The 20,743-nt window shown below is 71.5% G+C and carries 18 protein-coding genes and 1 pseudogene; 8 read left to right on the top strand and 11 right to left on the bottom strand.

The genetic code is table 11. From position 1 onward, the window contains the following. Positions 1-195: 195 nt before the first annotated feature. The 3 genes from cbiQ (at position 196) to ACSNOC_RS21840 (ending at position 2,520) form a co-directional block, all read left to right on the top strand. Positions 196-909 (top strand): cobalt ECF transporter T component CbiQ, encoded by a 714-nt coding sequence (cbiQ, locus tag ACSNOC_RS21850; protein ID WP_436749229.1) that lies wholly within the window; start codon positions 196-198, stop codon positions 907-909. Further along, the gene (locus ACSNOC_RS21845) at positions 906-1,688 is read left to right on the top strand and encodes an energy-coupling factor ABC transporter ATP-binding protein (protein WP_436749228.1); all 783 of its coding nucleotides are present in this window, start codon (positions 906-908) and stop codon (positions 1,686-1,688) included. The genes cbiQ and ACSNOC_RS21845 overlap by 4 nt, the downstream gene beginning before the upstream one ends. A 73-nt stretch (positions 1,689-1,761) precedes the next feature. Further along, positions 1,762-2,520 (top strand): hypothetical protein, encoded by a 759-nt coding sequence (locus ACSNOC_RS21840; RefSeq protein ID WP_436749227.1) that lies wholly within the window; start codon positions 1,762-1,764, stop codon positions 2,518-2,520. Positions 2,521-2,553: 33 nt separating this feature from the next. Here ACSNOC_RS21840 and ACSNOC_RS21835 read toward each other — a convergent pair whose 3' ends face one another. The 4 genes from ACSNOC_RS21835 to ACSNOC_RS21820 all read right to left on the bottom strand — a co-directional run bounded on the left by ACSNOC_RS21835 (position 2,554) and on the right by ACSNOC_RS21820 (position 8,586). Then, positions 2,554-3,498 carry a ribose-phosphate diphosphokinase gene (locus tag ACSNOC_RS21835; RefSeq protein ID WP_436749226.1) on the bottom strand — a complete coding sequence of 315 codons (945 nt, stop codon included), beginning with the start codon at positions 3,496-3,498 and terminating at the stop codon, positions 2,554-2,556. Positions 3,499-3,557: 59 nt separating this feature from the next. Then, positions 3,558-5,213 (bottom strand): penicillin-binding transpeptidase domain-containing protein, encoded by a 1,656-nt coding sequence (locus ACSNOC_RS21830; protein WP_436749225.1) that lies wholly within the window; start codon positions 5,211-5,213, stop codon positions 3,558-3,560. 193 nt (positions 5,214-5,406) lie between these two features. Next, on the bottom strand, positions 5,407-7,893 hold the full coding sequence (locus ACSNOC_RS21825) for a molybdopterin-dependent oxidoreductase (RefSeq protein ID WP_436749224.1): 2,487 nt from the start codon (positions 7,891-7,893) through the stop codon (positions 5,407-5,409). Positions 7,894-8,004: 111 nt separating this feature from the next. Continuing rightward, complete coding sequence (locus ACSNOC_RS21820) at positions 8,005-8,586, bottom strand: TetR/AcrR family transcriptional regulator (RefSeq protein WP_436749223.1); 582 nt, start codon at positions 8,584-8,586, stop codon at positions 8,005-8,007. A gap of 103 nt (positions 8,587-8,689) precedes the next feature. Here ACSNOC_RS21820 and ACSNOC_RS21815 point away from each other — a divergent pair, with 103 nt between their 5' ends. Next, positions 8,690-9,877 (top strand): GDSL-type esterase/lipase family protein, encoded by a 1,188-nt coding sequence (locus ACSNOC_RS21815; RefSeq protein WP_436749222.1) that lies wholly within the window; start codon positions 8,690-8,692, stop codon positions 9,875-9,877. Positions 9,878-9,915: 38 nt separating this feature from the next. Here the strand turns inward: ACSNOC_RS21815 and ACSNOC_RS21810 are convergent, their stop codons facing one another. Then, on the bottom strand, positions 9,916-10,101 hold the full coding sequence (locus ACSNOC_RS21810; RefSeq protein ID WP_436749221.1) for a hypothetical protein: 186 nt from the start codon (positions 10,099-10,101) through the stop codon (positions 9,916-9,918). A gap of 383 nt (positions 10,102-10,484) precedes the next feature. On the opposite strand from ACSNOC_RS21810, the gene ACSNOC_RS21805 reads away from it, so the two are divergent. Further along, complete coding sequence (locus ACSNOC_RS21805) at positions 10,485-11,837, top strand: transcriptional regulator (RefSeq protein WP_436749220.1); 1,353 nt, start codon at positions 10,485-10,487, stop codon at positions 11,835-11,837. 412 nt (positions 11,838-12,249) lie between these two features. Here ACSNOC_RS21805 and ACSNOC_RS21800 read toward each other — a convergent pair whose 3' ends face one another. The 4 genes from ACSNOC_RS21800 to ACSNOC_RS21785 form a co-directional block, all read right to left on the bottom strand. Next, positions 12,250-12,768 (bottom strand): DUF6879 family protein, encoded by a 519-nt coding sequence (locus ACSNOC_RS21800; RefSeq protein ID WP_436749219.1) that lies wholly within the window; start codon positions 12,766-12,768, stop codon positions 12,250-12,252. Positions 12,769-12,826: 58 nt separating this feature from the next. Further along, entirely contained in the window at positions 12,827-13,258 is a 432-nt protein-coding gene (locus ACSNOC_RS21795) for a hypothetical protein (protein WP_436749218.1), read from the bottom strand. A 796-nt stretch (positions 13,259-14,054) separates the two neighbouring features. Then, complete coding sequence (locus tag ACSNOC_RS21790; RefSeq protein WP_436749217.1) at positions 14,055-14,900, bottom strand: helix-turn-helix domain-containing protein; 846 nt, start codon at positions 14,898-14,900, stop codon at positions 14,055-14,057. After that, a complete protein-coding gene (locus ACSNOC_RS21785) occupies positions 14,897-15,643 on the bottom strand; it encodes a DUF6879 family protein (RefSeq protein WP_436749216.1) in 747 nt (248 codons plus the stop codon). Before ACSNOC_RS21785 ends, ACSNOC_RS21790 begins: the two co-directional genes overlap by 4 nt. 589 nt (positions 15,644-16,232) lie before the next feature. On the opposite strand from ACSNOC_RS21785, the gene ACSNOC_RS21780 reads away from it, so the two are divergent. Next, positions 16,233-17,252, top strand: a complete 1,020-nt coding sequence (locus ACSNOC_RS21780; RefSeq protein ID WP_436749215.1) for a tetratricopeptide repeat protein — start codon at positions 16,233-16,235, stop codon at positions 17,250-17,252. Between the two features lie 163 nt (positions 17,253-17,415). Here ACSNOC_RS21780 and ACSNOC_RS21775 read toward each other — a convergent pair whose 3' ends face one another. Continuing rightward, entirely contained in the window at positions 17,416-17,934 is a 519-nt protein-coding gene (locus ACSNOC_RS21775; RefSeq protein WP_436749214.1) for a DUF6879 family protein, read from the bottom strand. Positions 17,935-18,112: 178 nt separating this feature from the next. Here ACSNOC_RS21775 and ACSNOC_RS21770 point away from each other — a divergent pair. After that, positions 18,113-18,241 (top strand): annotated as a pseudogene (locus tag ACSNOC_RS21770) (transcriptional regulator); the annotation flags it as partial. 4 nt (positions 18,242-18,245) lie between these two features. Here ACSNOC_RS21770 and ACSNOC_RS21765 read toward each other — a convergent pair. Continuing rightward, a complete protein-coding gene (locus ACSNOC_RS21765) occupies positions 18,246-19,973 on the bottom strand; it encodes a dolichyl-phosphate-mannose--protein mannosyltransferase (protein WP_436749213.1) in 1,728 nt (575 codons plus the stop codon). A gap of 68 nt (positions 19,974-20,041) precedes the next feature. Between ACSNOC_RS21765 and rsmI the strand changes: the two genes are divergently transcribed. Beyond that, positions 20,042-20,743 (top strand): 16S rRNA (cytidine(1402)-2'-O)-methyltransferase (gene rsmI / locus ACSNOC_RS21760; protein ID WP_436749212.1); only part of this gene is annotated, 702 nt, incomplete at its 3' end.

Here is a 20,743-nt window from a genome sequence, read left to right as displayed (position 1 = left end):
GCCGTCAGACGGTTTCCGGCGCGGACGCCTGCCGCTGCGCGGGCGCGGAGACGGACGCGGTGGCCGATGCGGCGGCGCGTCGTGCTGCCCGCGCCACGGCGGCGGTCCGGTCGCGGCCACCCGCACGGGCACGGGCACGCGGACCGGCACGGCGCGGCCGGGGTCCGGGGGCTCTACCGGGCCGGGGACTCGCCGGTGCACACCCTGCCCGCGCACTGCAAGCTCGTCGCCGTCCTCGGCTTCGTCCTCGTCGTCGTCGCCACGCCCCGCGAGGCCGTCTGGGCGTTCGGCGTCCACGCCGCGCTCCTCGCCGCCGTCGCCGCCACCGCGCGCCTCGCGCCCGGGTTCGTCCTGCGGCGGATGCTCATCGAGCTGCCGTTCGTCACCTTCGCGCTGCTGCTGCCGTTCCTCGCCGAGGGCCCCCGCGTCGTCTGGCTCGGGCTCCCGCTCAGCGAGTCCGGCCTGTGGAGCGCGTGGAACATCCTCGCCAAGGGCACCCTCGGCGTCGCCGCCTCTGTGCTGCTCGCCGCCACCACCGAGCTGCGCGACGTCCTCCTCGGCCTCCAGCGCCTGCGGCTCCCCCCGCTCCTCGTGCAGATCGCCGCGTTCATGCTCCGCTACGCCGACGTCATCTCCGACGAGCTGCGGCGGATGCGGGTCGCGCGCGCGTCGCGCGGCTTCACCGCGCGCGGCGTCCGGCACTGGGGCGTGCTTGCCAGGACCGCCGGAGCGCTGTTCATCCGCTGCTACGAGCGCGGCGAGCGCGTCCATCTCGCCATGCTCAGCCGGGGATACGCCGGGACCGTGCCCGTCATCGACCGGCTCACCGCCGACCGCGCCCAGTGGGCCAGCGCCGCCGCCCTCCCCGCGATCGCGCTGGCGGCCTGTGTGCTGGGATGGACGCTATGACCCACGCCGCCGCCGCGCCCGGCGCCATACCGCCCGGCGACACCGTGCTCGACGTGTCCGGCCTCGCCTACGCCTACCCGGACGGCCACCAGGCCCTGTTCGGCGTCGACCTCACCCTCGCGCGCGGCGAGCGGGTGGCGCTCCTCGGCCCCAACGGCGCGGGCAAGACCACCCTCGTGCTGCACCTCAACGGCATCCTCACCGCCGGGGCGGGCAGCGTCCGCGTCGCCGGGCTGCCGGTCCGCAAGGACACCATGGCGGAGATCCGCCGCCGCGTCGGTGTCGTCTTCCAGGACCCCGACGACCAGCTCTTCATGCCCACCGTGCGGGAGGACGTGGCGTTCGGCCCGGCCAACGCGGGCCTGCGCGGCGCCGAACTGGACGCCCGCGTCACCCGCGCGCTCGAACGCGTCGGCATGGCCGGCTTCGCCGACCGGCCGCCGCACCACCTCTCGTTCGGGCAGCGCCGCCGCGTCGCCGTCGCCACCGTCCTCGCCATGGACCCCGAAATCCTGGTCCTCGACGAGCCCTCGGCCAACCTCGACCCGGCCGCCCGCCGCGAACTGGCCGACATCCTGGTCTCATTGGACCTCACGCTGCTGATGGTCACCCACGACCTGCCGTACGCGCTGGAGTTGTGCCCGCGTTCCGTCATCCTCAGCGACGGCGTCCTCGCCGCCGACGGCCCGACCCGCGAACTGCTCGGCGATGACGAGCTGTTGAGGCGACACCGGCTGGAACTCCCCTTCGGGTTCGACCCCTCGGCCGCGCGTCGCTGAGGCCGCCCGGCGGCCTGCTAAGATGCGACGCCATTCCCGGCGGGGGGCCGGAGCGGACCTGATGGAGGCGGCGGTGCGGCGCAGATCAACGGCGGCTCTCGGCCTCGCGGCCGTCCTCGCCCTGGCCGCCTCCCTCGGCCCGCCCGCGCGGGCCGGCGCGGACGGCTGCGGCACCGACCTTGGCACCGCCGCCGCCTCCGGCACCGCCGCCGCAGACGCACAGGCGGCCGTGCACGCGGCGGCCGACCCGGTGGGCACCGGCCAGGCGCTGACCGGCCTCGGCTGCGTGATCATGGTCAGCGACCCCCTGCTCCCCGCCGCCGACGGCGTGTACGTGGCGCCGCCCGAGGTCCGCGTCATCGGCACGGTCAACGGCCGCGAGCGCTGGGTCGCGATCAGCGACTGGAAGTGGCACGCCCAGCCCGGCTACCCGATGCCCGGCGCGCAGGCCGTCGCGCTGTGGTTCAACGTGCCGGTGGTCCCGATCGTCCAGGTCGTCCACCACAGCGGCACCACGTCCCGGTTCCCCTACACCAGCAGCGAGGACGCCGCCGAAGTGGGCCCGTACGGCGTCGCGTTCCTCCTCCAGCCGCGCACGACGGACTCGGACGTCAACATCGCCACCGGCCGCGTCGCCGTCGTCTTCGAGACCGCCGCGGGCACCTGCCGCGAGCTGACGGCGCGCGGCGCGTTCGCCCACGCCTGGGGCGGCTCGGCCGTCACCGGCATCGACGTGCACGCCTCGGGCGCCACGTTCGACTGGTCCGGCGCGACGTCGCAGCGCGCGCTGACGATCGGTGAGCCGACGCGCGTGAGCGGCTTCTGCCCCTGACGCCCCCTGACGTACCGCCGCGGGGGCGGCCGGTCAGGGCTGGTCGAACAGGGCGCTGACGGACTCGCCGTTGTGGATGCGGCGCATCGCCTCGGCCAGCGCGGGCGCGATGGACAGCACGCGCAGCTTCTCGGTGCGCTCCTCGTCCCGGATCGGGACCGTGTTGGTGCACACGATCTCCAGCACGCCCGGCTCCTCGCTCAGCCGCTTCAGCGCGCCGTTCGAGAACAGCCCGTGCGTACAGGCGATCCGGATCGACCCGACGTCGAACTCGCGGAGCCGCTGGAGCAGTTCGAGCACCGTGCTGCCCTTGGCGATCTCGTCGTCCAGCACGATCACGTCGCGGCCCGCGACCTCACCGATGACCGAGCTGATCTGCACCCGGTCGTCACTGAACCGCTGCTTCGCGCCCGCCGCCACCGGCACCCCCAGCATCCGCGCGAATGCCGCCGCCTCCTTGGCGTTGCCCAGGTCGGGGGAGACCACCACCGTGTTGCCCAGGTCCTGGCCCCGGAAGTGCGTCGCCAACTCCCGCAGCGCGTGCAGGTGATCCACCGGGATGCTGAAGAAGCCGTGCACCTGCGGCGAGTGCAGCGTCATCGCCAGCACCCGGCTCGCGCCCGCCGTCACCATCAGATCCGCGATCAGCCGCCCGCCGATGGAGATGCGCGGCGCGTCCTTCTTGTCGGAACGGGCGTACGCGTAGTGCGGCATGACCACGGTCGTCCGGGCCGCCGACGCGCCGCGCGCCGCGTCGAGCATCAACAGCAGCTCCACCAGGTGCTCCTGCACCGGGCGGATCAGCGGTTGCACGAGATAGACGTCGCGCTCGCGGCAGTTGGCCTGGAGCTGCACCTGGAGGCAGTCGTTGGCGAACCGGTCGACCCGCGTGGGCAGCAGCGGCACACCGAGGTGCGAGCACACCTCGGCGGCCAGCCGGGGGTGGGCGCTGCCACTGAAAACGGCGATCTCGCGCACGATCCGGTACCTCCTCGTTGGCCCGGAGCACACCCTACTGTGCCGTCAGGACCGCCCGGTCAGGAGCCCGCCCGCAGCACGTCCGCCACCACCGGCCCGGCGAACTCGCCGCCGTGCCCCGAGTCGGGCACCACGGCCGCCACCGCCAGGTCGTTGCGGTACCCGGTGAACCAGGCGTTCGGCTTCTCCTGCCCGTCCACCTCGGCCGATCCGGTCTTCGCCCCGACGTCGCCGCTCAGGCCCGCCATCGCGGCGGCGGCCGTCCCGTTGACCGCGGTCCGGTTCATGAGCGACCTCAACTGCTGTGCCGTGTCGGCCGACAGGCTCCCGGACGCCTGCGCGAGCTGCCGCCCGTCGAAGTCCGGCGGCACCAGATACGGCTGCTTGAAGCCGCCGTTCTGCACCGTCGCCGAAACCGACGCCATGGTCAGCGGGTTCATCCGCACGCCGCCCTGGCCGATGAGCGAGGCGGCCATCTGCGCGTCGGACTGGGTGGGCACCGTGCCGTCCATCGTCGTGACGCCGACCTGCCAGGCGAGGCCGAGACCGAAGACGTCACGGGCCTGGTCGCCGAGGTCGGCGTCGTCCAGCTCCGGTGCCTGGCTGATGAAGGCGGTGTTGCAGGACCGGGCGAAGCTGTCCGCGAAGGTGCCGTTCTCGATCTCGAACTCGTCGAGGTTCTGGAACCGCCAGCCGCCGTACTCGAAGTGCTTCGGGCAGGGGTGCGACGCGTCGGACGAGGCCAGGCCGCGGTCGATGAGCAGCGACGCGGTCACGATCTTGAAGGTCGAGCCCGGCGCCCAACTCCCTTCCAGCGCGCCGTTGAAGCCGTCGGCCGGCTTGTTGGCGACGGCCTGGATCGCGCCGGTGCTGGGCTGGATGGCGACCACCGAGCCCCGGCTGGTCTCCGCGACCGCCTCCTCGGCGGCCCGCTGGATCACCGGGTCGATGGTGGTCGGCACCACGCCCGGGGAGGGCTCCGCGATCTCCAGCAGGGAGGCGACGGTCTCGCCCTCCCCGTCCACGATCCGCGTCGCGGCCCCGGCGCTGCCGCCCGCCTGCTCGCCGTACCGCTCGGCCAGTTCGGTCAGGACGGGCGCGAGCGAGGGGTAGGTGTCGGCGTCGATCACGTCGCCGTTCTTGTCCAGCACCTTCACCGGCGGCACCTCGCTGACCGGCCCGGTCACGATGGACTGGCCCTCGGCGAGGTCGGGGTGCAGGACGGCCGGGGACCAGTCGACGACGGGGTCGCCGGTCGTGGCGTCGCGCACGACGGTCAGTGCCGAGTCGTAGGCCAGCTCGCCCTGCTGGTCCTCGTGGGCGACGGCGGCGCTGACGGAGAACGGGACCTTCTCGCCGCCGGGCGTCCCCGGCTCCAGGACCAGCTCCCCGAAGCCGCCGTCCTCGGCCAGCGCGGTCAGCGCGGCCTCGGCGTCCCGGGGCGCGTCGGTGAGCGCGGCGGCGGCAGCGGCGTCCCCGGCGGCCCAGGCATCGAGGAAGTCCCCGGCCGTGGCCACGACTTCTTCCGCGGTCGGCGGCCCGGTCTCGACGGCGGGCTCCTCTTCGCCCGGCAGTTCGTCCGAGGTGGCGGCGACGTTCCCCGCCGTGTCCTCGGCGTCGTCACCCCCGATGAGGGCGTACGCCCCGAACCCGACGGCCGAGACGACGGCCACACAGACCCCCGACACGACCGTGACCCGCTGCCCGTTCCGCATGCTCGTCCTGCACCTGCCCTATAAAAAGACCCCACCGGTCAGCGCAGCCTACCGGGTGCGCGCGGCCCGCTTCACACGCACCGGGGTCGGTCGGCCACCGCCCGCGTCCGCCGCCGTTTCCGGGGCCGTTTCCGTCGCCGGTTCCGCCGCCCGCCGCCGCCGGTCGCCGCCGGTCGCCGCCCGTCGCCGCCGGTCAGGGCAGCGGCTCCACCCGTGCCGGGACGTACTTGTGCCAGGGCGCCCAGAAGAACGGGTCGCGGCGGTCGGACAGAGTCAGCTCGTTCGGGGCGACGCCCGTCTGCCGCCGTTCGCCGTCCTCGCCGGGGTGGTCGAGACCGAGGCCGTTGGGCAGCGTGATGTGGCCGGTCCGGAGGATGTCGGTGACCTCCACCACCGTCTCGGCCGAGCCCCGCTCCGTCACCACGCGGACCCGCGAGCCCGTCTCCACCGCCAGCCGTTCCGCGTCCTCCGGACTCATCCGCAGCGCACCCTGTGCGTCGCGGCGGCGCCACGCCGGGTCGCGCATGATGGTGTTCGCCGTGAACGCGCGGCGCTCGCCCGCCGCCAGGACGAAGGGGTACTCCTCGCTCGTCCAGTCGCTGCGGGCGTCCACGAGCCCGCGCAACTCGTCGAGCAGGATGGGGATGTCGGCGTGGATGCGGCGATCGGGATGCCGCACGTAGTTCCAGGCGTCGGCGTAGTCGTCCACGGTGAACTCGACGCCCGCGGGGCTGTTCAGGATGGCGTCGAACAGCTTGCCGCCCAGCTCGTGGTCCGCGCCCGTGAAGCCTGCCCGCCGGACCGCCTCCGGCTGGGCGATCGCGGCCAGGTGGCCGATTCCCCACAGCACGGTCGCCGCACCGGCCCCCGGCGGCAGGGTCGGCCCCAGCGCCTCGTACAGCAAGTGGGGAAAAAGCGGCCGGAGTTCGGGCCGCGCGACGAGCATGGTGAAGAACAGCAGGGTGAACGCGTTCCGCCCGCCCTCGGCCGCCTTGCGCAGCGCGGCCACCACGTCGTCCTCGACCAGGCCGAGTTCACGCACCACGTCCGCGATGATGTCGGCCTCGGGCCGGGTGCCGGGCAGCGGGTCGACCACGGGCCGGCGGAGGTGGAAGCTGTTGCGCGGGAATTCGAAGTTGAAGAACGACGCCTCGTACTTCTCGAACTGGCTGCTGGCGGGCAGCACGTAGTCGGCGAGCCGCGCGGTCTCGGTGAACGCCACGTCGATGACCACGCTCAGTTCCAGCTCCGCCATCGCCTCCCGGAAGCGCGGCGAATCGGCCACCGAGTGCGCCGGGTTGCCCGCGTTGATCCACATCGCGCGGATGCGGTCGGGGTGGTCGGACAGCACCTCGTCCGCGATGGCGCTGGGCGGGAAAATGCCGCTGGCCAGTGGGGCGTTGGTGGCGGGCGTGTGCGTCGGGCCGTCGGTCCGCATGAGGGTGGCGGCGAGCGAGTCGGCCATCCGGGGCGCGACCGTCGCGTACGAGGCGGACAGCACGGCCCCGGCCAGGCGGTCCGCGACCGCACTCCACCGCCGCCGGCCGGCCATCCGGGGCAGCAGCGCCATCAGCGGCCGTGCGGTGAGCTTCATCGCCGCGAGCGTGACCCGTTCGCGGAGCGTCGGCTCGGGCGGCAGCGGGTGGGCGCTGGACGGGTACCAGGAGCCCATGACCGGGAACATCCACGAGTGCACATGCATCGCGCCCGGCTTGGCGAAGTTGCCGGTGAGGATCCACAGCAGCTTGCCGAGGTAGGACGTCAGCGTGCTGTTGGGCGCGTGTTCCAGGCCGAGGAACTCCAGGGTGGACACGCTGGCGGCGCTTCCGATGCGGCGGCCGGCGGCGCGGATCAACTCCTCGTCCACGTCGCAGCGTCGCGCGTAGTCCGCGATCGGGACATCGGCCAGCGCGGCCAGTACGGCGGGGGTGCCGGTGGTGTGCTCGGCCAGCCAGGCGTGGTCGATCAGATCCTCCTGGACCAGGACGGCGAGCATGGCGGCCAGACACCAGGCGTCGGTGCCGGGCTTGAGCCGGAGGTGGAAGTCGGCCAGCTCCGCGGTCTCGGTGCGGCGCGGGTCGAGCACGATGATCGACCGCTCCGGGTCGGCGGCGATGCGGCGCAGGGTCGTCCGGGCGTGGGGGAAGCTGTGGGACTGCCACGGGTTCTTGCCGAGGAACACCGCGACCTCGGTGTTCTCGAAGTCGCCCATGGTGTGGCCGCCGTAGAGCTGTTCGTCGACCCACGCCTCCGCGGTCTTCTCCTGCCCCAGCGCGTTGGAGGTGAGGCCGCCGCCGAGGCCGGTGAGCAACGCCCGGTCGTAGGCCGCCGGGAGATGATTCGCCTGGCCGCCGCCGTACTGGAGGATCGTGTGGCCGCCGAAGGCGTCACGGATGAGGGCCAGCTTGGCGGCGATCTCGCGGATCGCCGTGTCCCAGTCGATCTCGTCGTACCGCCCGTCCGGGCGCCGGCGCATCGGGGAGGTGATCCGGTGCCTGCCGTTCTGGTAGTGGTCGAGGCGCAGCGCCTTCTCGCAGGTGTAGCCGCCCGAGCGGTGGTGGTCCTTGTCGCCCCGGATGCGGGCGAACCGGCGGCCGTCGAGCGTGATCTCGATGCCGCAGTTGCACTCGCACAAGATGCACGCGTTCTTGCGTGCCGTGCTCGTCGTCGCCTGGTCCATTCCCGAACCGTCCCTTTCCCGCGGAGTGATTATGACGATCGGTATAGAATCACCACCGCAAAGCTAGGGGCGACCGCCGGGGACGGTCAACCCTTCCGGAAGGGGGTTCTGTCAGGCGACCTGATCGATCAAGTCCCTCAGGAGCGTGGAGAATTCCTCGCGCACGCGGTCCAGCGCCCGGGTGCTGCGCTGCGCCCTGGCCAGCACCAACGCCCCCTGGACAGTGGAGAGTCCGAGCGTGGCCAGCCGGTCGGCACGTTCCGCCGGGATGCCGTGCTGCCACAACGAGGCGGCCAGGGTGGCCTCCCAGGAGGCGAACGCCTCCCCGGCCGCCACGCGCGCCCCCGGCGCCTCGGCCTCGGCCAGCCCGCCCGCGGCGACCGGGCAGCCGGCGGTGAAGCCGGTCGCGACCAACTGCTCGCGGAAGAAGTCGACAATGGCGACGAAGGTCCCCACCGGCCCCTGCTCGGCGGCCAGCGCGCTGATGGTGGCCCCCATCGCCCGCCCCGCCTGCGCGGTCGCCGCCTCGGCCAACTCGGCCTTGCCGCCGGGGAAATAGTGATAGAGCGACCCGCGCGGCGCGTGCCCCTCCGCCATGACGTCGGCGATCGACGTCCCCGCGACCCCCCGCTCCCGGAACAACCGCACCGCGCTGCCCACCATCCGCTCCCGCGCGTCGGACCGTCGTGCCATGTGCCACCCCTCTCTATGACGGCCATCATAGTGAGGAGGGGCCCGGTTCACGGAGTCGCGATCACCACCTCCGGCCCATCCCGCACGATCTACGGTTGAGGCCATGCACACCGAGGACGACTGGATCACCACCCCCATCTCCGCGGACCTCCTGCGCGGTGCCCTCGACCTGGAGCACACCGAGGACGGCGTGCTGCCGCACCGGCTGCCCGCCCGCGCCCGCGCCCAGTGCGCCGACGGACAACTGGCCATGGCCGAGGCCCAGCCCTCCGGCGTACGGCTGGTCTTCCGCACCCGGGCCACCGCCGTCGAGCTGGACACCCGGCCCACCAAGCGGGTCTACGTGGGCGCCCCGCCCCGCCCGGACGGCGTGTACGACCTGGTCGTCGACGGCCGCCCGGCCGGACGGGCCAGTGTCGCGGGCGGCAACACCCTGACCATCGACATGACCACCGGCACCGCCGAGACCCGCCCCGGCCCGGCCGGCACCCTCCGCTTCACCGGCCTGCCCGGTGATGCCAAGGACGTCGAGATCTGGCTGCCGCACAACGAGATGACCGAGCTCATCGCACTGCGCACCGACGCCCCCGTCGAGCCCGCACCGGACCGTGGCCGCGCGGTGTGGCTTCACCACGGCAGCTCGATCAGCCAGGGCTCCGACGCCGCCGGCCCCACCGCCACCTGGCCCGCCCTCGCCGCCTCGCTCGGCGGCGTGGAGCTGATCAACCTCGGCCTGGGCGGCAGCGCCCTGCTCGACCCGTTCACCGCCCGCGCGCTGCGGGACACCCCCGCCGACCTGATCAGCGTCAAGATCGGCGTCAACCTGGTCAACGCCGACCTGATGCGCCTGCGCGCCTTCACCCCCGCGGTCCACGGCTTCCTCGACACCATCCGCGATGGCCACCCGGCCACACCCCTGCTGGTCGTCTCACCCCTCCTGTGCCCCATCCACGAGGACACCCCCGGCCCCACCGCCCTCGACGTCACCACCCTGGGCACCGGACAGCTCCGGTTCCGCGCCACGGGCGACCCGGCGGAGCGCGCGAGCGGGAAGCTGACCCTGGGCGTCATCCGGGACGAGCTGTCCCGGATCGTGACCCAACGAGCGGCCGACGACCCGAACCTGCACTACCTCGACGGCCGCGCCCTCTACGGCGAGACGGACTACGCCGAACTGCCCCTCCCCGACGGCCTCCACCCCGACGCCGCCACCCACCACCGCATCGGACACCGCTTCGCCGCCCTGGCCTTCACCCCCGACAGCACCCTCGGCTGGGCCCATGGCCGATGACGACCCCACGGCCGCAGCGGGAGCGCCGCACCGGGTTCTCATCCCCGGCCTCCCCGCCGCAGTCGCGGGGACACGCGGCGAGTGGCCCACAGGACCGTGGTGGGGCGCATGGTGAAACTCTCGCCGCCGGTGAACTCCAGCCGCTTCGCGCCCTGTGCGAGGCTCACCATGTCGCTGACCACGAACACCTGGCCACCGATGGAGAGCTGATCCCCGCGCCGCACGGTCGTAGCGTCGACCTCGACCGGCACCAGGACCCCAACCGCCCGCCGGGCGCTCACCGTTCGGCCCGCCGTCGCCGCTCGTGGCACAGACAGACACACGCCTCGACAATCACCGAACTGTCGGCCCGCCGCGGCGGGGCCTCCGCCTTGTCGCAGGTCTCGTGCCGGCTCATGTGACATTCGGGGCTCATATATCCCCCGGCGCATACGCGCGCGGCCGGTCGTGGGACAGGGGTCATGGTGACACTCCGGACGTCGGTGATCGACTGTGCTCCGCATGGTTTGTGCGTCCAGACAACACGGCGGACGGCCGCGCGGGTACCGGGAGAGACGGTGTCGAAGGGTGTCGCTTCCGTCACCCGCCGTCGTGGGAGGCTGTGCGTATGAAGACGCCGAACGACGACCTCGCCGAGTGGCTGGAACGGTCCGGCCTGAGTCGTGGCGAGCTGGCAAGGCGCGTGAGAACCAAGGCACTTCAGTGGCGACAGCCCCACATTTCACCGGACACGACCCGGGTTCGTTGCTGGCTCGCGGGTGAGATGCCACGGCACCCGGTACCCGGCATCCTCGCCGACGTGTTCTCGGAACACTTCGGGTACCGGGTCACCCCGTACGACCTCGGCCTGGGTGACGGCGCCAACGGCGACGCCGCCCTCGTGTACAACTCCTCCTACGCCGCTACGGTGGAAGTTGTCGCAGACCTGGGGAGAGCCGACGTGGACCGACGCACACTGCTGGCCGCCGCTCCCTTCGCGGCGACCGCCGGGGTAGGACCCTCGCGGGACTGGCTGTTGAACACCCTCGAACAGCAACCGGCCCCCGCCCAGCGGGTGCGCCTCGAAGACGTCACCGCCGTCAGGAACATGTTCACGACCTTCCAGCGTATGGACATCTTCCAGGGAGGCGGGTCGGGACGGCTCCTGCTGGCCGAGTACATGAGCCGGCACGTCTACCCCTTGCTGCGCCGCACCCACACCGAGGAAGTGCGCCGCGCTCTGTGCGAGGCGACGGCTGAACAGACGTACCTCCTCGGGTGGATGGCCTACGACAACGGCGAACACGGCACCGCGCAGCGGTATCTCATCCAGTCGCTGCGACTGGCCCAGGAGTCCGGGAACGCGGCGCTCGGCGCGCACGTCCTCGCGGGGATGGCGGACCAGGCGACCCTCCTGGGCAATCCGGCCGAGGGGCGCCGCCTCGCGCAGTCCGGGAGGCAGGGGCTTGCGAAGGCCACCTCCCCGGCCTGCCTCGCGGATCTGTGGTGCCTGGAAGCGCGGGCACTGGCCCTGCTCGGCGACAAGTCGGCGGCGGCGCATGCGGTGGCCCAGTCCGAGAGCGCGCAGGAGCGCGTGCGGCTGGAGGAAGAGCCGGAATGGGCGGCGTTCATCGATGACGCCTACCTGCACGGCGAGCACGCGAACACCTTCCGGGACCTGGGCGACCCCGACTCGGCCGAGGAGCACGCCCGCCTGTCGATCGAAGCAGCCGGGCGGCAAGGACGGGCACGCCGTGGCGCCATGTCCCAAGCGGCGCTGTCCGTCGCTCACTTGCAACGGCAGGACCTCGAAGCGGCATACGCGACCGGGCTCCGGATGCTGTCCCTCACCGGCCGGGTGAAGTCCTCGCGATGCGTCGAGGCGGTTCAGGACGTGCAGCAACGCATGCGACCGTTCGGCCGCCACCGCCTGGTCGCGGACTTCAACGAACGAGCCCGCTCAGTTGTCGCCGCGGCGTAGCCAGTACGCCACACCGAGGCTCCCGGCAGGCCGCGAGCACCTGGTGTGCGGGGTCTGTCCGTCCCTGTCGGTGCCCCTGGGCGAGTTCGACGGGGCGCCACGGCCGTCAGCGGGAGGGCCGGGTACCCCTGCGGACGCGGAGTCCCGGTGTGCGAACAAGACGGGCTTTCCCGCAGGCCGTTACGCCTCAGCCGGAGCGCTACGGGCCTGGGGGTGACACCACCAGGACCACCGCCGCGTCCGACGAGACCTGCGTGGTGGAGAAGTGGCTGATCGCGTATCTGCGGAGTGTCCCCGCCGCTCACCTCGATCCGGTGTCGGAGGGGCCCAACGAGCCGCCCCGCCCCGGTGTGAAGGCGCCGCCGTGGTCGAGGTGATGCGCCGGGTGTCCTCCGGCCTGCTCGGCTGACGCTCAGGCCGGGTGGTAGTCCTCGTGCAGGATGGCCCGCTCCCAGATGTGCTCGAAGGCGGTGGCGCAGTGGGCGATCAGCTTCGGGTCGGTGGTCAGCTCGTCCGCGAGCACATCGCCATCGCCCGAGAAATGGTGGATGCGCGCCATGTGGTCGTCGAAGACCCAGAAGTCGTTCCCCGGCAGACTCAGATCGGTGGCGTTGCGGCGTGGCAACCAGCGGACCTTCTCACCGGCCCGCACGTTCGCCGTGGTGACGTAGTGCTCCCAGCGGATGTACGAGGTCACCGGCTCCGAGACGACCCGCGCCCGCCGCACCTCGACGCCACGGGCGACCGCGTCCGCGATCGTCTGATGGAACGGATCCCACCAGGAGTCACGATTGTCCCAATCGGTGAGGTGCCCCTGCTGCCAGCTCTCGAAGCGTTCGTTGCTGTAGTAGACGTCGCGCATCTCCAGATGGATGGCGGACGTTCGGCAGTCAGCCATTAACGCGGCGAAGGTCGGCTCGCTGGATGACATGCCACATCTCCTTGTCGTTCTGTGAGTGTGTGGATTCACAGTGTGAGCACGTGCCAACTTACCTCTCCAGTGGGCAGGGGAGGTCGGGATCGGTCCGGTTGGGGGTGCAGCCGATGATGTCGAGGGTGAGGAACGCGGTGCCGCGCAGGTGCCAGCCGGCGTGGGTGTCGCCGCCCCAGGCGAGGGTCTGCTCGATGTAGGCGGCCTTGGCGTCGAGCCGTTCGGGTTCTCGCTCGTGCCCGGCGGCGAAGTCGGGTGCGGCACGGCGCATTTCCCGGCCGAACCAGTCGGCCGCCTCCTCCGGTGTGCGGAAGGTGTGTGCGATGGCCCCGGCTGGGCGCAGCAGCCAGTGGCTGATGGTCATGGGTGTACAGGCGTTGGCCGCGAAGGTCGGTGAGGTGGGCCGCCGGTCGGCCTCCCGGTCGAAGGTGCGGCGTTCGCCGTGCCAGCGGTAGGCATGGAAGTGGGCGGGAAAGACTGGCCTGTTCATGGTCCCCGGCGGGTTGGGGGCCGCCCCCTGGTGGTCGGGGCGGCCCGGATGGTCATCGGCGTCCGCAGCCGTCACCGTCGCCGCAACCGCCGGACTGACCGCCTTCGGTCGGCTCGTCGTCGCCCGGATCGGCAGTCGGGACCCACGGAGGATGGAAATGCATGAGCGTCTCCCTGTGTGCCGTAGCAGGCGCGGGTACTTCCCGCACCGGTGATGCACCGCCCGTTCCGGGTGAGGGAGGCCATCCATCCACCCCGGAGCGGGGATCTCTTGTAGCGCCGCAAGCGCCGGGTTTCGGTGTTCGGCGTCAGCCCTGTTCCGGCCTGAAGGTGATCGACAATGTGGTCGGCGGCACGGAGCCTGAAATCCTGCAGGACTGAGGTTGCGGTTGAGACCGCAGTCGTAGATCCGAGAGCGGCCGTTGACACGCCATAGCCGCGCGAACGGCCCCGGCGGAACGAACTGTCACTGGCGCTTCGCAGCCAGGCGTGGTCGTCCTCTGAGGAACAGGTCGCCGTCTTCCTCGCGGGGGATGCTGATTGCGGGAGGCCGGACTTTCAGCGCTGACTCCCCGTTTTTCTTCGGTGTCGGAGAGGCCCACATCCGATGTGATCGGTTCTTTGCTGGGGTCTTGCGCCGTGCGTTGCCCCTGCGGGGCCTCCGGATCAGCGCTCACCCGTTTCTCCCGGGACCGTGTCCAATGCGTCTACGATCCGGACTCTAGGAAATGCGGGACTTGGAGAGCGGTGCGATTGCGGCTGATTGCGGCGCCGCGTTCACGCGTGCCGATGATTGCTCAGGTACTACTGCTCAGCATGGATCGCGCACGAGCGATCAGGCGGTGGGCCTGATGGCCACGCACCGCTGCCTCGTCAAGCCACTGCCACGCTCTGAGGTACAGATCGATGCTGTCGGCGTCGTCGAGCCATAGCTCGGCATTGAGCATTTCCACGATGACAAGTCGCTCGTCGTAGATCCAGAAGCCGTGGGCGGGAGTGCGGCGAAGGGCAGCCGTGAGGGGGATGATGCCGAGGTCGACTGTGTCCATGCCGATGATCCCCGCCAGGCGGTCGAGTTGACCGGCCATGACGTCGTCGGGGCAGATGCGCACGTAGAGAGCGGCTTCCCAGAGGAGGAACCGGAACTTCCGGCCGGGCCGGTAGAGTGCCTCCTGGTGTCGCAGGCGAGTACGTACTGCCTCGTCCGTGTCCCGCGGAACGTTGCGGAATTCCGCATTGGCCGTGAAAACGTGTCGGGCGTACTCGGCTGTCTGGAACAAGCCGGGGAGAATGTTGGTCTCGAGCCCGTGGATCAGCCGTGTCCGGCCTGTCTCGGCAACGGCAAGTTCTTGGCGTGCTCGGTGGCCTCCAGCCAACTGCCGCCGCCAGCTCCGGTACTGAGTCTCCAGACCTTGGAGTCGTCCCCGCAACTCCACCAGGGCATCCGGCCGCCCGACAGCAGTGGCCCAGGCCTCCAGGTCTTCGGTTGAAGGCGTCTGCTTACCGTTCTCGATCCGGGAGACCTTGGACGGCTGCCAGCCGAGCCGGGCGGCCAGCTCCTTTCCGTTCAGCCGTGCCTCGGTGCGCAACTCGCGCAGTCGCCCACCGAGGATTGCTCGACCGGTCTGGAAGTCAGTGCTCACTCATGGGAACGTACCTGCTTCTGGAACTCGGCTGTAGGCACGGCGTAGTGCCAGGCCAGGTCGCGGACCTGGCAGGCCCGCAGGACTTCCGCCGGGTCCTCGACCAGCTCGACACCGAGAGTGACGCCCTCCCCATCGATCACGAACTTCATGATCACACGGGAGTCGAAGAGCCAGAAGTCGTCATCGGGCAGGCCGAGTCGCACGGCGTCGGCCCGGTACATGTTGCGGATGTCCTCGCCCGCCTCGACGTTGCCGAGACCGCCGGCCAGCAGAAAGCGCTGTCCCTCAGTGGGCGGATCGTCGACGAGCCGCACCCGCTCGAACCGCTTCCCCTGGCGTGTCTGCTCACGGACGCTGACGTGCCACGGCGACTCCGGATCGTACGCGCCGATGGGCTCGCCCCGCAGGAATCGCTCGAACCGCGGGCTCTGCCGGTCGGAGGCATAGCCGCGCTGCGTCTCCAGTCGCCACGCGGTGTGCTCGAAGGCGGTGAAGAGGTGGGAGGCTTCTTCGAAGGGGATGAGTTCGGGCATACGTGCCTCCCTGGGTGCGAAGCGGATCAGTAGCTCACGCGGAAGAACCACGAAAGTCTCCGAGTCCTTCACGTCTTTGAGCTGGGCGAGGTGCTTCGGGTCGGTGACCCGCTCACCCTGCGCCACGATTTCACCCGTCTCTTCAATCTCGTACAGCGTAGGGCAGTTGCCCCCTTCGCTCGTCGTGCCGAGGAACCTGAGTCCCATGCATACCTCCGGTCAGGGGCTTTGTGGCTGCAGCCTGCCCTGGTGCTCGGCCGGAGACGGACCGATTGCGGCAGATTGCTCCGCCTCGGGTCACGAGTCCGATTGCGAGCAATGAGGGGGGCCAGAAGCGGGTCACAGCGGATGCGAGGCATCCGTGGGCTCGCGCACGACGGTGGCGGTCACACGCCCCCGGACGCCCGCTGCGGCCTTCGCCGCCGGGCACGAGCAAGAGCCCGAACGACCGGACGCCCTCTATCTCCGTGCCTTCGAGAGCGGAATGTGGGTCATGGTGATCTTCGATCCTCGGGTTCGGCCACAGGGGGCACGAACCCTCCATATGCCGCACGGGCTTATGTCCGGTGAGCACGGCACGCGAAGACACGGGTGCTGTCAGGCGCGGTGCCGGAGCGCGCCACTTCCGTCACCAGTAGTCGCGGACGGCGGATGTGACCGTTCGCGTGAACCGGCGCTAGGCCAGTGAACAGGCGAGTGCGGACGGTGAGGAGCTGCCGGCCTGCAGACCGGTTCCCGCACGCCGGGTGGTGCGGCGAACTCTGCGGATACTGTGGCCTCGGTCATCGAGTTGGGGATGGGAGACCTCGTGGAGCGACGGCACTTCACGGCGTCCGGTGCCTACGCCCTCAGCGCGCTGGCGCTGCCGGATCTGGCGGCCATCACTCGCCGCACGGTCACTGCCACGGGCGCCTCGGTGGCGGTGGGCCGCGGCGAGGTCGCAGCGGTGCGCAGCATGACCACCGCACTCGGAGACGCCGCCGCCGAACTCGGCGGCGGCCATGCCCGGCACTTGGCAGTCCGCTATCTGACCGAGGATGTCGCTCGCTGGCTCGGGGGCCGTTACACCGAGTCCACAGGCCGTGAGTTGTTCGCCGCTTCCGCCGAACTGGTCCATCTCGCAGGGTGGATGGCGGGGGACGAGGGCCACCAGGGCCTTGCCCAGCGGCACTACGCCCTCTCCTACCGGCTGGCCGCCGAGGCCGGACATGCCGAGATCGCGGCCACGGCACTGCGCGGCATGGCCGTCCAGGCCATCGATCTCGGGCACCGGGGCGCCGCCGTGCGGCTGGCCGAGGCATGCGTGCATCAGGCACGCAACCTGGACGATCCCCGAGCCATCGCCTACTACCAGGCCACGCTTGCCAACGCCGCCGCCCTGGACGGCGACCGCTCAACCGCCACGGGGGCGCTGGCCGCGTCCGTCACCGCGATCGAACGGGCGCCTGCCACTCCCGGCGCCTCCTGGGCCGCGCACTACAGCCCCGGGCGGTGGGCTCATGAGTCCGGGATGATTCTCGCCCAACTCGGCGAGACAGAGGCCGCCGAGGAACACCTTCGTCTCGCCCTGGACATCCACGGCCTGGACCGCCGCCGCACCCGTGCCATCGTCCTGGCCGACCTGGGGGCCCTCCACCTCCGCCGGGGGGCCACGGACGTCGCCCTGGCGACCTGGGCCGACTTCCTCGACAACGCGACCGGCATCCGCTCGGTCAGGGTCACCGACGCCCTGACCGACATGCGCGCCCGCCTGGCCCGCGTCCGGCACATCCCCGGCGCGGCCGAACTCGACCACCGGGCGAGCACGTTCGTCTGACGCGATGGCGGCGCTCGCGGGCCGGGCACCGTGCGACGACGTGTTCCGGCACTCACCGACCCCGTCAGCGAAGGCCCAACGAGCCGCCCCGCCCCGGTGCGAACGCACCGCCGTGGTCTAGGTGATGCGCCGGGTGCTGTCCTCCGGCCTGCTCGGCTGAGGCTCAGGCCGGGTGGTAGTCCTCGTGCGGGATGGCCCGCTCCCAGATGTGCTCGAAGGCGGTGGCGCAGTGGGCGATCAGCCCTTGGTCGTTGGTGAAGTCGTACCCGACGACGTCACCGTCTCCGGAGAAGTGATGGATGCGCGCCATGTGGTCGTCGAAGACCCAGAAGTCGTTTCCCGGCAGACTGAGATCGGTCGCGTTCCGCCGTGGGAGCCAGCGGACTTGCTCCCCGGCGAGCACGTTCGCCGTGGTGACGTAGTGCTCCCAGCGGATGTACGCGGTCACCGGCTCCGAGACGACCCGGGCCCGCCGTACCTCGACGCCACGCGCGACCGCGTCCGCGATCCAATCGAAGAACGGGTCCCACCACGAATCGCGGTCGTCCCAGTTGATGCGATGTCCCTGCTGCCAGCGTTCGAACTCCTCATCGCTGTAGTAGACGTCGCGCGTTTCCAGATGGATGGCGGATGTCCTGCACTGAGCCATTAACGCGGCGAAGGTCGGCTCGCTGGATGACATGGCATATCCCCTTGTCGTTCTGTGAGCGTGAGGATTCACAGCGTAATGGCTGTCAACTCGCCTGTTCGGTGGGCAGGGGAGGTCGGGGTTGGTCCGGTTCAGGGTGCAGCCGATGATGTCGAGGGTGAGGAACGCGGTGCCGCGCAGGTGCCAGCCGACGCGGGTGTCGCCCCCCACCGTCACCGCCCCCTCCGAAGTCGCCCTCTATCTCCGCGCCTTCGAGGAACTGTCCGGCCTCGCCGTCTACGGAGCCGAGGCCCGGGCGCTCATCGTCGGGGCCATCGAGAAGCTCACCGCGGCCGAGTGACGGCCTACACCCACGTCCCCAGCCACATCCGTGCCCGCCAGCCGTCCAGGGGGATCTCCATCCCCGTATAGATCGGGTAGAAGTAGATGAAGTTCCACACGATCAGCAGCACCAGCACGCCCACCCCCACGATGCCCACGACCCGGCGCTGTTCGCCGCAGCCGGGGGGGCCGAGGAGGGCGCCGAGCATCATCGTCAGGGCCAGGCACAGGAACGGGACCAGCACCACCGCGTAGAAGTAGAAGATCGTCCGCTCCTGGTACATGAACCAGGGCAGGTACCCCGCCGCCACCGCGCACAGGATCGCGCCCGCGCGCCAGTCGCGGCGGAACAGCCAGCGGTACATCGTGTAGACCAGCGCGAAGCACGCCGCCCACCACAGCAACGGCGTGCCCAGGGCCAGGACTTCGCGGGCGCAGCCGCTCGCGTACTCGCAGCCGCCCTCGCCCGGGTCGCGGGACTTGTAGAAGTACGTGACGGGGCGGCCGGCGACCAGCCAGCTCCACGGGTTCGACTCGTAGTTGTGCTCCGAGGTCAGGCCGACGTGGAACTGGTAGACCTCCGTCGTGTAGTGCCACAGGCTCCGCAGCGGGCCCGGGACCCAGCCGAACGAGCCGCCCGAGCCCTGCCGTTCGGCCCAGTCGCGGTAGTAGCCGTCGGAGGTGAGGAACCAGCCGGTCCACGTCGCCAGGTACGTGACGACCGCGACCGGCACCAGCGACAGGAACGCGGGCAGCGCGTCCCGCCGCAGCGTCGCCGCCAGGGCGCGCGGGGCGCCGGCCGTGCGGCGTGAGGCCGCGTCCCACAGCACGGTCATGATGCCGAACGCGGCCAGCACGTACAGCGCGTTCCACTTCGTCGAGCAGCCCAGGCCCAGGCAGACCCCGGCCGCGATCCGCCAGGGGCGCAGGCCGAGGCCGAGCCGCTGACCGACCGTCACGTCCGAACGGAGCAGCCCGTCGCTCCCCTCCGGCAGCGCCGCCGCCAGCCGGGCCCGTGCCGCGTCGCGGTCGATGAGCAGGCACCCGAAGGCCGCCAGCAGCCAGAACATCAGCACCAGGTCGAGCAGCGCCGTGCGGCTCATCACGAAGTGCAGCCCGTCCACCGCCATCAGCAGCCCGGCGAGGCAGCCCAGCACCGTGGAGCGGAACAGCCGGCGCCCGATGCGGCACAGCATCAGCACGGACAGCGTGCCGAGCAGCGCCACCATGAAGCGCCAGCCGAAGGGGTTGAGCCCGAAGATCCACTCGCCCAGCGCGATGACCCACTTGCCGCCCGGCGGGTGCACGACGTACGACGCGGTGTCGTCGAACGGGATGTCGCCCGCGATGATGCGCTCGTTGGCGTCGTCCGGCCAGTCCGTCTCGTAGCCGCGCTTCAGCAGCGACCAGGCGTCCTTGGCGTAGTACGTCTCGTCGAATATCACGGCGTTCGGCGAGCCGAGGTTGACGAAGCGGAGCAGGCCCGCGAGGAGCGCGACCAGCAGCGGGCCGCCCCAGCCGGTCCACCGGGCCAGCCGGACGGCGGCGCCCGGCGCGAAGCCGAAGTACTGCCACAGCCGGGCCCCCGGCTCGGGGTAGGGCGGCACGAGCCGCTCCCGCACGCCGCCCGGACGCGCGGGCGCGTATCCGAAGCGGCGCAGCCGCAGTTCCCAGGCCGGAGGGTGGGCGCGGGCCTGCTCGGGCGGCGCGTCCGGCACGTCTTCGGTCGTCACGGTCTGGCTGCTGCTCATCACCGGCCATCTTGGCATCCGGGCCGCGCGTTCCCGGTGAGGTTCGGTGATCCGCGAGGATGGGCGGCATGACTGGGACAGGCACGCTGGTACTGGCCGGCACCCCGATCGGTGATCTGGCGGACGCCCCGCCCCGACTGGGCGAGGAGCTGTCCACGGCGGACATCGTGGCCGCCGAGGACACGCGGCGGCTGCGGCGGCTGGCGCAGGGGCTCGGCGTGCGGCTGGGCGGCCGGGTCGTGTCGTACTTCGAGGGCAACGAGGCCGCGCGCACGCCGGAGCTGGCCGACGAGCTGGCGCGCGGGGCGCGGGTGCTGCTGGTGACGGACGCGGGGATGCCGTCGGTGTCGGACCCGGGGTACCGGCTGGTGGCGGCGGCGGTGGAACGCGGGGTGCGGGTGACGGCCGTGCCCGGGCCGTCGGCGGTGCTCACGGCGCTGGCGCTGTCGGGGCTGCCGGTGGACCGGTTCTGCTTCGAGGGTTTCCCGCCGCGCAAGGCGGGGGAGCGGGCCGCCCGGCTGCGGGAGGCGGCGGGGGAGCGGCGGACGCTGGTGTACTTCGAGTCGCCGCACCGGCTGGCCGCGACGCTGGCCGCGATGGCGGAGGCGTTCGGCCGGGACCGGCGGGCGGCGGTGTGCCGGGAGCTGACCAAGACGTACGAGGAGGTCCGGCGGGGAACGCTGGCCGAGCTGGCGGCCTGGGCGGCGGAGGGGGTGCGCGGCGAGATCACGGTGGTGGTCGCGGGCGCGGAGCCGTCGGCGCCGGGGGAG

It is taken from the genome of Streptomyces sp. URMC 129 (genome assembly GCF_051386415.1).
In the GTDB taxonomy this organism is placed as follows: domain Bacteria; phylum Actinomycetota; class Actinomycetes; order Streptomycetales; family Streptomycetaceae; genus Streptomyces.
The sequence above is the reverse complement of the archived record's forward strand: the minus strand, read 5'-3'. Positions and strand labels throughout refer to the sequence as shown.

What these genes read in the sequence shown, in the direction of transcription:
- ACSNOC_RS21845 (WP_436749228.1), top strand. Translation starts at nt 906, where the DNA reads ATGACCCACGCCGCCGCCGCGCCCGGCGCCATACCGCCCGGCGACACC.
- ACSNOC_RS21830 (WP_436749225.1), bottom strand. Translation starts at nt 5,213, where the DNA reads ATGCGGAACGGGCAGCGGGTCACGGTCGTGTCGGGGGTCTGTGTGGCC.
- ACSNOC_RS21825 (WP_436749224.1), bottom strand. Translation starts at nt 7,893, where the DNA reads ATGGACCAGGCGACGACGAGCACGGCACGCAAGAACGCGTGCATCTTG.
- ACSNOC_RS21820 (WP_436749223.1), bottom strand. Translation starts at nt 8,586, where the DNA reads ATGGCACGACGGTCCGACGCGCGGGAGCGGATGGTGGGCAGCGCGGTG.
- ACSNOC_RS21815 (WP_436749222.1), top strand. Translation starts at nt 8,690, where the DNA reads ATGCACACCGAGGACGACTGGATCACCACCCCCATCTCCGCGGACCTC.
- ACSNOC_RS21805 (WP_436749220.1), top strand. Translation starts at nt 10,485, where the DNA reads ATGAAGACGCCGAACGACGACCTCGCCGAGTGGCTGGAACGGTCCGGC.
- ACSNOC_RS21800 (WP_436749219.1), bottom strand. Translation starts at nt 12,768, where the DNA reads ATGTCATCCAGCGAGCCGACCTTCGCCGCGTTAATGGCTGACTGCCGA.
- ACSNOC_RS21795 (WP_436749218.1), bottom strand. Translation starts at nt 13,258, where the DNA reads ATGAACAGGCCAGTCTTTCCCGCCCACTTCCATGCCTACCGCTGGCAC.
- ACSNOC_RS21785 (WP_436749216.1), bottom strand. Translation starts at nt 15,643, where the DNA reads ATGGGACTCAGGTTCCTCGGCACGACGAGCGAAGGGGGCAACTGCCCT.
- ACSNOC_RS21780 (WP_436749215.1), top strand. Translation starts at nt 16,233, where the DNA reads ATGGGAGACCTCGTGGAGCGACGGCACTTCACGGCGTCCGGTGCCTAC.
- ACSNOC_RS21775 (WP_436749214.1), bottom strand. Translation starts at nt 17,934, where the DNA reads ATGTCATCCAGCGAGCCGACCTTCGCCGCGTTAATGGCTCAGTGCAGG.
- ACSNOC_RS21765 (WP_436749213.1), bottom strand. Translation starts at nt 19,973, where the DNA reads ATGAGCAGCAGCCAGACCGTGACGACCGAAGACGTGCCGGACGCGCCG.